Annotated in this window: 11 protein-coding genes; 4 read left to right on the top strand and 7 right to left on the bottom strand. The window is 73.9% G+C overall.

Annotated features, from left to right (window positions below):
• Nucleotides 1–19 precede the first annotated feature (19 nt).
• The 6 genes from ftsR to clsA form a co-directional block, all read right to left on the bottom strand.
• Nucleotides 20–796 (bottom strand): transcriptional regulator FtsR, encoded by a 777-nt coding sequence (ftsR, locus tag CGE01nite_RS00380; RefSeq protein ID WP_141368321.1) that lies wholly within the window; start codon nt 794–796, stop codon nt 20–22.
• Between the two features lie 22 nt (nt 797–818).
• Nucleotides 819–1,271, bottom strand: a complete 453-nt coding sequence (locus CGE01nite_RS00375; RefSeq protein ID WP_048341859.1) for an FHA domain-containing protein — start codon at nt 1,269–1,271, stop codon at nt 819–821.
• 132 nt (nt 1,272–1,403) lie between these two features.
• Entirely contained in the window at nt 1,404–2,771 is a 1,368-nt protein-coding gene (locus CGE01nite_RS00370; protein ID WP_053071520.1) for a DUF881 domain-containing protein, read from the bottom strand.
• Nucleotides 2,772–2,773: 2 nt separating this feature from the next.
• A complete protein-coding gene (locus tag CGE01nite_RS00365) occupies nt 2,774–3,106 on the bottom strand; it encodes a small basic family protein (protein WP_048341858.1) in 333 nt (110 codons plus the stop codon).
• The gene (locus CGE01nite_RS00360; protein ID WP_053071519.1) at nt 3,103–4,194 is read right to left on the bottom strand and encodes a DUF881 domain-containing protein; all 1,092 of its coding nucleotides are present in this window, start codon (nt 4,192–4,194) and stop codon (nt 3,103–3,105) included. The genes CGE01nite_RS00365 and CGE01nite_RS00360 overlap by 4 nt, the downstream gene beginning before the upstream one ends.
• Complete coding sequence (clsA, locus tag CGE01nite_RS00355; protein ID WP_229747523.1) at nt 4,191–4,862, bottom strand: cardiolipin synthase ClsA; 672 nt, start codon at nt 4,860–4,862, stop codon at nt 4,191–4,193. The genes CGE01nite_RS00360 and clsA overlap by 4 nt, the downstream gene beginning before the upstream one ends.
• Before the next feature lie 111 nt (nt 4,863–4,973).
• Here clsA and CGE01nite_RS00350 point away from each other — a divergent pair, with 111 nt between their 5' ends.
• Both CGE01nite_RS00350 and CGE01nite_RS00345 read left to right on the top strand, forming a co-directional pair.
• Nucleotides 4,974–5,384, top strand: coding sequence for a CoA-binding protein (locus CGE01nite_RS00350; protein ID WP_082156183.1), 411 nt, complete (start codon nt 4,974–4,976; stop codon nt 5,382–5,384).
• A gap of 287 nt (nt 5,385–5,671) precedes the next feature.
• Complete coding sequence (locus CGE01nite_RS00345; protein WP_141368319.1) at nt 5,672–7,483, top strand: DEAD/DEAH box helicase; 1,812 nt, start codon at nt 5,672–5,674, stop codon at nt 7,481–7,483.
• Nucleotides 7,484–7,509: 26 nt separating this feature from the next.
• On the opposite strand, the gene CGE01nite_RS00340 is transcribed toward CGE01nite_RS00345, so the two are convergent.
• Nucleotides 7,510–10,149: a substrate-binding domain-containing protein gene (locus CGE01nite_RS00340; RefSeq protein ID WP_048341758.1), complete on the bottom strand. Its 2,640-nt coding sequence runs from the start codon at nt 10,147–10,149 to the stop codon at nt 7,510–7,512.
• Nucleotides 10,150–10,335: 186 nt separating this feature from the next.
• Between CGE01nite_RS00340 and CGE01nite_RS00335 the strand changes: the two genes are divergently transcribed.
• Together CGE01nite_RS00335 and CGE01nite_RS00330 are read left to right on the top strand one after the other, a co-directional pair.
• Nucleotides 10,336–11,325, top strand: a complete 990-nt coding sequence (locus tag CGE01nite_RS00335) for a LacI family DNA-binding transcriptional regulator (RefSeq protein WP_229747522.1) — start codon at nt 10,336–10,338, stop codon at nt 11,323–11,325.
• A 216-nt stretch (nt 11,326–11,541) separates the two neighbouring features.
• The coding region (locus tag CGE01nite_RS00330; protein ID WP_141368317.1) for a glycoside hydrolase family 6 protein at nt 11,542–13,408 on the top strand (1,867 nt) is incomplete at its 3' end.

Below are 13,408 nucleotides of genomic sequence, written 5' to 3'. Positions count from 1 at the left end.
ACCCCCGGGGACAGGTCGCTCAGGGCAGGAGGTCGGCGACCGACGAGCGCACCAGCGCGGTGTGCATGCGCGCGCAGAGCTCACCGAGCTCGGCCGCCATCGTGGCCGCACGGGCCCGCGATGAGGCGTTGCGCTGCCCACGCCACGGGGCGACCGCCTGCTCGACCAGGTCCGCCTGGCGCTCGGCCGCGGTGCGGAACTGACGCAGGTGGCGGACGTCGATGCCGTGCTCGGACAGCGCCGCCGCCGTCACGACGATCTCGCGCGCCCAAGGCTCGAACCCGCCGCCAGGGCTGGGCGTCAGGACACCGGCCTCGACCAGCTCGGTGACGAGGGCGGGCTCGACGCCCGCGTCGGACGCGAGCGCGTCGGCCGAGACCCGGGTGTCCGGGCGCTGCAGCACACCGTCGGCGGTGGCGAGGCGCGCCCGGGGAGTGGGCTCGTCCTCGTCGCCCGCGTCCAGCGCGGCGAGGCGCTCACCGATCACCTTCAGGGGCATGTAGCGGTCACGCTGCTGCCGGAGCACGAACCGCAGCCGCTCCACGTCGGCCGGCGAGTACTGGCGGTACCCGGACGGCGTGCGGACGGGCTCCACGAGCCCCTGCTCCTCGAGGAAGCGCAGCTTGGACGGCGTGACCGCAGGGAACTCGAGCTGCAAGGCGGCGAGCACGTCGGAGATGCGCATGCTCGCGCGGCGCGAGATGCCCCGAGGCCAGGGCTCGTGCTCGGCGTCGTCCTGCGTGACGGGCACGTCCTGCGGTAGTCGCCGGGCGCGCGAGTGCGGCGCCGCGCTCATGCTCGGCCGCCGATCGACCGCGTCATGCGTCCTCGCGGTGCGGGCTCGGGTGGAACGTCATCCGGTACTTGCCGATCTGCACCTCGTCGCCCGCACGCAGCGTCGCGTCGTCGATCCGCTGCCGGTTCACGTAGGTCCCGTTCAGGGAGCCGATGTCCCGCACGACGAACTGCGTCCCCTCGCGGACGAACTCCGCGTGCTTGCGCGAGACCGTGACGTCGTCGAGGAAGATGTCCGCCTGCGTCGACCGCCCGGCGACCGTGCGGTCCGCGTCGAGCAGGAACCGGGCACCGGCGCTCGGCCCACGCTGCATGACGAGAAGTGCCGACGTGGCAGGCAGGGCATGCACCGCAGCCGACTCGTCAGACGTCAGCCCGACCGGCGCGCCCTGCTCGATCTCGACGGGTCCGACGTGACCGAAGTTGACCGTGGTCTCGGGGCCGGCGGCGCGAGAGGTCCGCTCGTCGTCGGGCATGTGGCCTCCTGTGTCCGTCATCGGATCGTCCGTCGACCCTTCGTCAGGGCGTGCGCCGATCGCACCACCCTATGCAACGCCTGGCGTCCGCGCAGCCCTCTGTCCGGGTCACCGCACGCCGCGTGTCGCGCCTCAGCTGCCATCGGGTGGCGCGGGGGTCGCGTAGCTCGGGTCGGGCAGCCGGCGCAGCGCGGTGATCGAGACCTCGTCCCGCTCGTCGACCGTGCCGGTGGCGCCCGTACCGCGTACGGTCGCCATCGCGCCGCCCGGGATCTGCAGGGCGATCGAGAGCGTCGACGGGTCACCGATCGCGAGCCACACGTACGGCGCGCGCAGCTCGACCCCGTCCAGCAGCACGCGGCCGCGCGCACCGGTGAACGACGAGCTGGCCGTCACCCGCTGGTCGTTGAGCTGGATCGCCTCCGCACCGGCGTTGCGCAGCTCTTCGAGCATGTTGAGCATCGTCACGGGCTGCAGGCCGTCGTCGGGGTCGAGCAGGGTCACCTGGACACCCGGGCCCTGGGCAGGCAGACGACCCGACAGGATGCCCTGCGTGATCGCGCTGCGGCGCAGCGAGTCGATCGCGGCCGCGTGCCGGTCGGAGCCCGACTCGAGGTCGTCCCGCTCGCCGCGCAGCTCGGCGACCTCGCGCCGCAGCTGGTCACCACGCTCGGTCGTCTCGTCGAGGATGCGCACGAGCTCGGACTGGCGCAGGCCGGAGAGTGCGCTCTCGTCGTTCTGCCGCACCTGCACGACGAGCGCGAACCCCAGCAGCGCGCACAGCACGCCGGCGATCAGCTGGGAGCGGTTCGCCCGGGGCGCCATGGCACGAGCGAGCAGCGCCCAGCCGCTCTGCTCACCGCTCGTGGCGGGGGCGTCGCCCTCCCCCGTCGCGTCGTCGCCCTCGGTGGGCTCGTCGGCCGAACCGGGGTCGTCGTCGACCGCGCGCGCACCGGGCTCCGCTTCCGACGCGGTCTCCGGGCGGGGCTCGCCGAGGGCGACCAGCGCGATCGCGCGCGTCTCGACGTCCAGCTCGTGCGCGACCGGGTCGACCGAGCGGCTCATCGCGTCGTTCCAGGCGTCGTCGTCCATCCGGACGTCGTCGGCGTCCCGCTCATCGTCTCGACGCGTGCCGTCCGCGCCAGCTCCTTCGTCGTCGACGGGCACGAAGATCTGGGGCACGAGCGGTCCCGCGTCCGCGAGGGCAGCCTCACCGGGCCCCTCCGCATCGCTGTCCGGGGGGATCTCCTCGTCGGACGTCGCGTCGTCGTCGGGCGTCACGTCGACGTCGACGGAGCCCGCCTCACCGTCGTCCTCGTCCTGCGCGGCGTCGTCCCGGACCGTGTCGTCTCGAGCGCCGTCCGGCCCAGCGGTGTCATCCCGAGCGGCGCCTTCCCGAGCGGCGTCGTCGTCGTGGACGCCGTCGGACGCGTCGTCGAGGTCCCCGACAGGCAGACCGGTGCCGTGCTCGTCGGGGGTCGAGTCGCGGTCGTCGGTCATCGTCAGGCCTTGAACAGGTGCCGTCGGATCGACGCGGCGTTCGAGAAGATGCGGATCCCGAGGACCACGACGACGGCGGTCGACAGCTGGCTGCCGACCCCGAGCTGGTCGCCGAGGAAGACGATGAGCGCCGCGACGATCACGTTCGACAGGAACGAGATGAGGAAGACACGGTCGTCGAAGATGCCGTCGAGCATCGCGCGCACGCCGCCGAAGATCGCGTCCAGCGCCGCGACGACCGCGATCGGCAGGTACGGCTGCAGCTCGGCGGGCACGGTCGGCTGCAGGACCAGACCGGCGACCACGCCGACGACGAGCCCGATGACGGCGATCACTGGCGGTCCTCCCCTGACTTCGCCGCGGTCCCGGGCGAGCGGGCCGTGGACGCGTGCTGCGCCGACACTGCCACACGTGCGGCAGCCGACGAAACCGCCGATCCGGTGGCGGCGATCGGGACGGCCGCGTTCGACGGTGCCGCGCCGACCTGGCTGAACGGCGAGCGGTTCTGCGTGGACGTGGTGGTCGGATCGGTGGGGGGCGCCTCGGGCGTGGGCTGCAGCGCATCGGGCAGCTGGGCGTCCGGGACGCTCGCGTGCCGGAGCGTCACCTGCCCGACGCCGGGCAGCGCGAGCGCGTCCTGCCGTGAGATGTCGACGCCGATACCGTAGTTGGAGCTCAGCGCCGCCAAGAGCTGCCCGGCCGTGCCCTGCGCGAGCCCGGTCTGCAGCGTGACGGGGTTCCCGAGCGCCTCCACCCGGTAGGGCCCGGACAGCGGCACGAGGTCCACGAGCACGGCACTTCCCGCGCTGCGGATCGCCGTGGTCGCCGTGATCCGCTGGTCGTTGATCGCGACGGCCTCCGCACCCGCCGCCCACAGCCCGTTCACGACGATCTGCAGGTCGACGTCCTGGACACGTGAGTCGTCGTCGGACGCGTCGGTCTCCGCGGTCGGCGCGTCGGACAGCTCGACCCGCAGACCGGGCCCGCTCACGGCCGTCTGACCGGCCTCCACCGCGCCCGCCGCGGCCAGCTGCTGCAGCTGTGTGCTGCCGGAGCCGACGAGCGCGGACTGGAGCGCGGCGATGTGCGCGCTGAGCTCAGCGGCCTCGTCCTGCAGGGCGACGGCCTCGTCGTTGCGCTCGCCGATGCTCGACTCGAGCAGCTCGCGCGCCTGCTGCGCGGCCGCGGTGGGCTGGTGCAGCGCGATCGCCGCCGCCGAGCAGGCCAGACCCACCGCGACGGCGACGAGCAGGGTCAGCCCTCGACGCCGCGCACCGGGGGGCACCGCCTGCCCCGAGGCCCGGCGCTGGGCGACGAGCGTGTATCCCTCGTCGAGAGACGTGCTGTAGACCTCGTTGAGGAGCGTCATCGAGGCGTCGGGCCGACGCGGCTCGGTGTCCGGCGTCGAGTGCCGCGTCGTCATGCGGGGGCTCCGCCCGGCTCGTCGCCCGCGTCGGGCTCTCGGGACCCGGGTGCGGGACTCGTGGTGTCGCGGCCGCGCAGGAGGCGCCGTGCCTGCAGGAGGTACAGCGCACCGGCGAACCAGTAGAGGCCCACACCCCACAACGCGAACGCCCAGCCGGCGACCTCCGCGACCGTGCCGACCCACGACTCCCACGCGGCGATCAGCAGCAGCGGGAACGCGTAGAGCAGCGCGAACGTGCCGGCCTTGCCGGCCAGGTGGACCTGCGGCGGGGGGAACCCGGCGCGGCCGAGGACGATGAGCATCACGCCCAGCACGACCTCACGCGCGAGGATCACGACGAGCAACCACAGCGGGACGACACCCCGCCACACGAGGCCGACGAGCGTGACGGCGATGAACAGCCGGTCCGCCGCCGGGTCGAGCAGCTGTCCCAGACGCGTGACCTGGCCGAGCCGCCGGGCGAGCACGCCGTCGAGCCAGTCGCTCGCGCCGGAGACGCCGAGCACGAGCACCGCCCACCCGTCCTGACCGGTCGCGATGAGCACCGCGAAGACCGGGACCAGCAGGAGCCGGACGAAGCTGATCGCGTTCGGCACCGTCAGGATGCGCGTGCTGACCGGCGGCTGGTGGTCGCCACGGACTGGCTGCTGCGCCTGCTCGGTCACTCCCGCGCACTCTCCCGTCGACTCGTCGTGCTGCGCGCCGATCCTATGCGGCCCGTGTGACGTGCACGGACGTACCGCGCGGACGTGAGGCGACCGTGCGAGGCTGACGACGTGCACACCAACGATCCCGCGGTCGTCGACCGGCTCCTGCGCACTCCCGGGCGATGGGCGGTCGTCGGGCTGTCGAACAACACCTCGCGTGCCGCGCACGGAGTGGCGGCGTACCTGCAGCGGATCGGCCAGACGATCGTGCCCGTGCACCCCGATGCCGAGGCCGTGCACGGCGCGCAGGGGTACGCGACCCTCGCCGACGTGCCTGGCGAGGTCGACGTCGTCGACGTCTTCGTGAACTCCCGCCTGGCTGGCGCGGTCGTCGACGAGGCGGTCGCGCGCGGCGCGCGCGCCGTCTGGCTGCAGCTCGACGTGATCGACGAGGACGCCGCGGCACGTGCCGCGGCGGCGGGGCTCGACGTCGTCATGAACGCGTGCCCCGCGATCGAGGGGCCCGCGCGCGGGCTGTGACCGCCCGCTGCGACCGGGCGGCGAGCGGACGCTGTGCCCGAACTCACGCGGGGCGGTCCCGCCGCTTCTGTGCCAGACGCGGCCCTGGCCGGTAGGATCGGTTCGATCGCGGAGTTCGTCGCGTCCCCCAGATGTGAGCAAGGTGATGACGCCCGCCGCCGGTGAACCGGTGGAGCGGGCGTCTCGTGTGCGAGTGGCACCGGTTCTCGGTGCCCTGTGTCGGGGCTGCGACAGCCGTGCGCCACCCGGGCGCCGGTTCAGTCCTCCCTCGACCGGAACGGCCCCACATGTCGCTGCCCACGGGCACCACTGCGCCCTCGCACGCCCCCACGACCTCCGAGACGCCCGCCGAGGCGCCCGCCCTGACCTTCGACCACCTCGGTCTGCCCGACGCGCTGCGGCGCGCGGTGGCCGACCTCGGCTTCACCACGCCCTCGGCGATCCAGGAGCGCGCGGTGCCGGCGCTGCTGGACGGCCGCGACCTGCTGGGCGTCGCCCAGACGGGCACCGGCAAGACCGCGGCGTTCGGCCTCCCCCTGCTCGCCGCGGTCGACCCCGAGCTCCGTGCGGTCCAGGCCATCGTCCTGGCCCCGACGCGCGAGCTCGCGATGCAGGTCTCCGACGCGATCGCGTCCTTCGCCCGGCACCTGCCCGGCATCACCGTCGTCCCCGTGTACGGCGGCTCGCCGTTCCTGCCGCAGCAGCGCACGCTGCAGCGGGGCGCGCAGGTCGTCGTCGGGACCCCCGGCCGCGTGATCGACCACCTCGAGCGGGGCTCCCTCAAGCTCGACCAGGTGCGCTTCATGGTGCTCGACGAGGCCGACGAGATGCTCCGCATGGGCTTCGCCGAGGACGTCGACAAGATCCTCGAGCGTGCGCCCCGCAAGCGTCAGGTCGCGCTCTTCTCCGCCACGATGCCCGCACCCATCCGCCGCGTCGCCGACGAGCACATGGTCAACCCGGTCGAGGTCACGGTCGCGCGTCAGTCCTCGACCGTCACGACGGTCCAGCAGACGTACGCCGTGGTCCCCCATCGCCACAAGGCCGGCGCGCTGGCGCGGGTCCTCGCGGTCAGCCCGGCCGACGCGGCGATCGTGTTCGTCCGCACGCGCGGCGCCGCCGAGGAGCTCGGCAGCGCGCTCGTCGAGCGCGGCATCTCGGCCGCGTTCATCTCCGGCGACGTCGCCCAGGGCGACCGCGAGAAGATCGTGGAGCGCCTGCGCGGGGGTGCGCTCGACGTGCTCGTCGCCACCGACGTCGCGGCGCGTGGCCTGGACGTCGAGCGGATCGGGCTCGTCGTGAACTTCGACGTCCCGCGCGAGCCCGAGACCTACGTGCACCGCATCGGCCGCACGGGCCGCGCCGGTCGCGACGGCGTGGCGCTGACGTTCGTCACGCCGTCGGAGCAGTCGCGGCTGCGCGTCATCGAGCGCACGACGCGCACCAGCCTCGAGCAGGTGACGATCCCGTCGCCCGCCGAGGTGAGCGCCCACAAGGTCCGGTCGCTGCTCGAGCGCGTGCCGCAGCGCATCGAGGCCGGGCGGCTCTCGGTGTACCGCGACGCCGTGAACGCGCACCTGGCCGCCGACGACTCCGTCGACGTCCGTGAGCTCCTGGCCACCGTGCTGGCGCTGGCCGTCGGCGACGAGGGACCGGGTTCGACCGACGACCTGGACGACGCGCTCTCCCGGGCGGCGCTGACGCCCGAGCGGCCCGCGCGGACCGGTGCCCACCTGCGCGACGGCCAGGGCGGCCACGAGCGCCGGCGCACCAACACCCACATCGCCGGCGGCCCGCCGCGCTGGCGCGTCGCGGTCGGTCACCGTGACGGCCTGCAGCCGGGCGCGCTCGTCGGTGCGCTGACGGGTGAGGGCGGTCTGACGGGCGCCGACGTCGGCAAGATCGACATCTTCGCGAGCTTCTCGCTCGTCGACATCCCCGGGGGCCTGTCCCCCGAGGTCGTCGACCGGCTCTCGCGTGCGCGCGTCGCCGGGCGTCCGCTGCGGATCCGCCTCGACTCGGGCCCGCGCCCGGGCCACGGCGCGAGCCGACCCGCGGGCCACGCCGCCGCGCACGGCCCCGCCCGGGGCCGCGCCTGATCCTCACCTGACGTGCGGACGCCGCCTCAGCGCGGCGTCCGCACCGTCGGTGGTGAGGCAGCCGAGCGGGCGAGCGCGATGTCCGCGTCGCGCAGCACCGCCGCGGCGTCGGCGCACCCGCGCACGCTGGCGACCATCCCGACCCGGATGCGCTCGCCGAGCTCGGCCTCCAGGGAGTCGACCACGCGTCGCACCCGCATCGGGACGGCGCCTGCGGTGTCCTCGAGCAGCAGGGCGATCTGGTCCTCCGCGATCCGCGCCGCGGTGTCCCCGGCGCGCACGGCCGCCTGCAGCCGCTCGGCCAGCTGACGGACCGTCGGCCCGTCGGTCCGGCCGGGCCCGTCGGCGCCCGGGAGCCGGACGACGACGAGCGCGCAGTCGAACTCGTGCACGCGGTGCGCCCGCACGACCGCCGCGCCGAGGCGGTCGACGAACAGCAGCCGCGTGGCCAGGCCGGTCTCGGACTCGCGGAGCGCGTCGCGCTGCTGGGAGAGCTCGGCCTGCTTGCGCTCGGTGACGTCCACGATCGTCCCGACGACGCGCGCCGGGCAGCCCGCCTCGTCGAGGACCGTCATGGCGCGGCACATCAGCCAGCGGTACTGCCCCGACGCCGCGCGCACGCGGTGCTCGAGCTCGAGCGTGGTGTCCACACCCGCCAGCGCCGCCGCGATCGCGGTCGAGACCTCGTCCCGGTCCGCGGGGTGCACACGCTCGAGCCACTCGGTGGGCGACGAGCCGACGGCCTCGTCGTCGTAGCCGAGGGTGCGCTTCCAGCGGGGCGAGTAGTAGACCGTCCCCGCCGAGACGTCCCAGTCCCACGTGCCGTCGTCGGCTGCCATCGACGCGAGCGCGTAGTGCTCCTCGCTCGCGCGCACCGCGTCGGCCAGCGCGCGCTCGCGCGCGGCCGCCTGCTCGAGCTGCACGCGCTGCTCGTGCAGGGAGGCGAGCATGCTCTGCTGGTCGAGCGCGACGGCGAGCAGAGCCGCCCAGTGGTTCGCGCGGTCGCGGGCGGTCGTCGAGCGCGTGTCGACCGCGCCCTCCAGGGCGAGCAGGCCCCAGTCGCTGCTGCCGCAGGTCACGGGGACGACGAACGTCGCCTCGGCGGTCATGCCGCCGCGCAGCATCGCCGCGGGCGGGAACTCGGCGGGCACGGTCCGTGTGCCGACGAGCCGCGCCAGGCCCCCCGAGCCGTCCCGCACGCCCACGATCTCGAGCGGGCGGTCGCGTCCGGGCGCCGTGCCCTCGGCCCACAGCGCCAGGCACGCACGGCCGCGCAGGGAGCGCGGGAGCCAGTCGAGCGTGCGTGGGTCGGCGCCGTCGCTGCGGAGCAGGTCGGTCGCGACCTCGTACTGGTGCACGAGCGTCGACTCCAGCCGGCCCGAGCGCTGCAGGAGCGCCGTCGTGCAGCCGCGCGTGAGCGCCAGGATGACCTCGGTCGTCGCCCGCTCGACCGCGGTGCGACCGGCCGCGTCGATGTCCTCGCCTCCCACGAGTGCGTCGTGCGCGCGGCGTACGACCGCGACCAGGAGCTCGAGCGCGTCCGGGTAGGGCTGAAGGCCGGTCGTGAGCTCCGTCAGCCGCGACATCGCCAGGTCGTCGGGCAGCACACCGCCGCGGGCCGCCACGAGCGGCTCGACGACGGCGCGCCACCACGCCTCCTGCGGCGTCCGTCTCTCGTGCCGCTCCCCGCCGCGCACGCCCCGCGCCTCGAGGTGCCCCTCACGGTGAGCGGTGCGTGGTCCGTGCGGTGCGGGCACCGCCACGCGACCGCCGGCGAACGCCGTGCGCACGAGGTCCAGCAGCTCGTCGCGCCAGTCGCCGCCCGAGTCCTCGATCCGGCGCAGGGGCGTGCAGCCGCACGACTCGCGGACGACCAGTGACGTCGGGGTGCGGTGCTCCCCCACCGGCACGGCCTCGCCGCGCAGCCGCGCGAGGAGCAGACGCACCGCGGCCTCGCCGACGCGGTCGAAGTGGGCGTCGACGGTGGTCAGCCGCGGCGTGAGCCGCGCACCGAAGTCGGCGTGGTCGAAGGCGACCACGGCCTGGTCCCGCGGGACCGACAGCCCCGCCTGGCGCAGCCCGGCGACGAAGCCTGAGGCGTTGCGGTCGGTCGCGACGACGACCGCGGTCGTCCGCATGCCGTCGGCGAGCATCAGCCGCGCCGCGGTCTGCCCACCGAGCTCGTTGTTGTCGCTCGCGGCGTACACCCAGCCCTCGTCGGGCGTGATGTCGTTCGCCTGCAACGTCTCGCGATAGGCGTCGAAACGTTCGCGCATGTCTCGCTGGGTGAGACAGCCGATGAACCCGATCGCACGATGTCCGTGCGCGATGAGGTGCTCGACGGAAGCCCGCACGCCGTGCGCGTTGTCGGGCAGGACCACCGGCGCGGTGCCCGTCGCGACCTCCTCGCTGACCAGCACGACGGGGATGCCCGAGCGCTCGATCGCGGCGAGTCTCTCGTGCGGCAGCGCACCCGACAGGACGATCAGTCCATCGACCGCGTCGACCGCCACAGGCACGTCGTCAGGCGTGACGACGGGCTCCCGCTCCAGGCCGGCGCGGTACGTCTGCACGGCGATGACCCGGTGGCCGCCCGCACGGCACGCCCGAGCGACACCTGCGATCACGGCGCCGAAATAGAAGCCGCCGACCACGGGTGCGAGCACGCCGACAGTGCGTCGGGCGGGTCCGGGAAGTGGGCCCCGTCGCCCTGGTGTCGCTGCCGTCACTGGTCACCTCGTCCACGTCGTCGGAGCCGAGATGATGCGATTCGTCCGCATCGGGCGACAGACTAGGTGATCGTGGCATCTCAGGCAGCCCCCAGAGCGGGACGACGACCGACAATCTCCGACGTGGCACGTGCGGCGGGCGTCTCCACCGCCGTCGTGTCCTACGCACTGAACGACCGACGCGGCGTGTCCGTGGCGACCCGAGAACGGGTGCTGCGGGTCGCCGACGAGCTGGGGTGGCGACCCAATCCCGCCGCGCGCTCGATGCGGGCGGGGGCCCAGGCCGTCGGGCTGGCGGTGGTGGCCGGCGAGACCCTGCACGGCGCACCCGTGCTCGACGTCGTCGCTGCGTTCCAGCGTGAGCTGGTCCCGCGTGGCCTCGGCGTGGACCTGCGCGTCGTGGCGGACGTGGCCGCGGCCGCGGAGCTCTACCGGCGGTGGGGCGCGGAACGACGGTGCGAGGTCGTGGTCGTCCCCGAGGTGCGCGAGGACGACGTGCGCCTGCGCATCGCGGTCGACGCCGGGCTGCGACCCGTCGCGGTCGGCCCGACGGGCGTCGCGCCCGGCCTGGCGGCGGTCGAGGTCGACGACGAGGACGCGTACGCGCGCGTCGCCCGCTACCTCGTGAGCCTGGGGCACGAGCGGATCGCCGCGGTGGCCGACCCGCTCGACCGGATGCGGACCGCGGCGTGCGAGCGCGGTCTGCGCGCGGCACTCTCGGACGGCACCGTGACGCTCGAGATCGTGCCCACCGACGGCAGCGTCGAGGGTGCGGCCGCGGCGACCCGGCGCCTGCTGACCCAGGGGCTGCGGCCGACCGCGATCGTGCTGGCCACGGACGTCATGGCCCTGGCGGCGCTCGACGTCGCGCGCCGCACGGGCCTCGTCGTGCCCTGGGACGTCTCGGTCGTCGCGGGCGCCGACAGCGTGCTGTGCCGCCTCGCGACGCCCGCGCTCACGAGCCTGCCGTCCCTCGCAGGCGACCTCGGCGAGGCGCTCGCGCGCGCGGTCACGGGGACGCTCGACGCCGCCGACGACACGCCTCCCGTGCGGGTACCGCTGACCATCGGGGCACTCGCCGTGCGAGGGAGCACGGCGCCGCAGGCGCACTGACGGCCAGCTCACCGCCCCCTCCGTCGAGGGCGTGAGATCGCTCGTCGCGCGCGCCGACGGAACCGCTCCCGGATCCGGGCTGAGCGAGCGAATCGATTAGGGCGCTCCTCTTGGGAGCGCTTGCATGGTCCGCTGGACCCGGTCGCCGACGACTTCCCGGCGGCCCCGTCCGCACACTGTCGCGCGGGCGTGCCGTTCGATCCCTCGGAGGACCACGTGTCCCGACACGGACCCCGCGCAACAGCCCGCAGGCGTCGTGCCGCAGGCGTCGCCACCACGGTGGCACTCGCTGCGCTCCCCCTGTCCATGGCGTTCCTGGCCCCGGCCACCGCCGCCGAAGCACGCGTCGACAACCCGTACGCGGGTGCCGTCCAGTACGTGAACCCGACCTGGTCCGCTGCCGTCCTCGCCTCGGCGGCGTCGCAGTCCGACTCGACGCTCGCCGCGAAGATGCGGACCGTCGCCAAGCAGCCGACGGCCGTCTGGATGGACCGGATCAGCGCCATCACCGGCAACGCCGACGGCAACGGCCTGAAGTTCCACCTCGACAACGCGGTGCAGCAGCAGGAGGCCGCGGGCAAGCCGCTGGTCTTCAACCTGGTCATCTACGACCTGCCCGGGCGCGACTGCTACGCGCTCGCCTCGAACGGTGAGCTCCCTGCGACCGACGCCGGCCTCGCGCGCTACCAGTCCGAGTACATCGACCCGATCACCGCCCTGCTGGGCGACTCGAAGTACCAGAACCTGCGCATCGCGGCGACGATCGAGCCCGACTCGCTGCCCAACCTGGTGACCAACATCAGCCAGCCCGAGTGCTCGCAGGCGGCGCCGTACTACCGCGCGGGCGTCAAGTACGCGCTCGACAAGCTCCACGCGCTCGGCAACGTCTACAACTACATCGACATCGGCCACTCCGGCTGGCTCGGCTGGGACTCGAACGCCGGTCCGTCGGCCAAGATCTTCGCGGAGGTCGCCAAGACCACCAAGGCCGGCTTCGCGTCGATCGACGGCTTCGTCTCCGACGTCGCCAACACGACGCCCCTCGAGGAGCCGTTCCTCACGGACCCGACGAAGACGCTGGGCGGTGGCAACCCGATCCGGTCGAGCTCGTTCTACGAGTGGAACAACGACTTCGACGAGGTCGACTTCACGGCACACATGCACCGCCTGCTCGTCGCCGAGGGCTTCCCGACGACGCTCGGCATGCTCATCGACACGTCGCGCAACGGCTGGGGCGGCCCGAACCGTCCGACGGCGGTCTCGACGAGCACCGACCTCAACACGTACGTGAACCAGTCGCGCGTCGACCGTCGCGTGCACCGTGGCGCCTGGTGCAACCCGCTCGGTGCCGGCATCGGCGAGCTGCCGCAGCCGACCCCCTCGGGCTACGCCGACTCGCACCTCGACGCGTTCGTCTGGATCAAGCCCCCGGGCGAGTCGGACGGTGCCTCGACGGACATCCCGAACGACCAGGGCAAGCGGTTCGACCGTATGTGCGACCCGACGTACGTCTCGTCGAAGCTGTCGAACCAGCTCACGGGCGCCACGCCGAACGCGCCGCTCGCCGGCCAGTGGTTCGAGGACCAGTTCGTCACCCTGGTGAAGAACGCCCACCCGGCGATCGGCGGGGGCACCACCCCGACTGACACCACCGCCCCGTCGGTGCCCTCGGGCCTGACGGTCGGCTCCGTGACCAGCACGAGCGTCGCGCTGTCGTGGAGCGCGTCGACCGACAACACCGGTGGTTCGGGTGTGGCCGGCTACGACGTGTACCGCGGCACGACCCTCATCGGGTCGCCGACGTCGACGAGCTTCACCGCGACCGGGCTCAGCCCGTCCACGGCGTACTCGTTCACCGTCCGCGCCAAGGACGTCGCCGGCAACGTCTCGTCCGCGTCCACGGCCGTCACGGCCACGACGCAGTCGGGCACCGTCACCGACACGACCGCCCCGTCGGTCCCGACCGGCCTCACGGTCGGCACGGTGACCAGCACGAGCGTCGCGCTGTCGTGGAGCGCGTCGACCGACAACACCGGTGGTTCGGGTGTGGCCGGCTACGACGTGTACCGCGGCACGACCCTCA

The organism is Cellulomonas gelida (assembly GCF_006538725.1).
GTDB lineage: Bacteria > Actinomycetota > Actinomycetes > Actinomycetales > Cellulomonadaceae > Cellulomonas > Cellulomonas gelida.
Note: the sequence above shows the minus strand (reverse complement) of the source record. Positions and strands in the feature narration are given on the sequence as shown.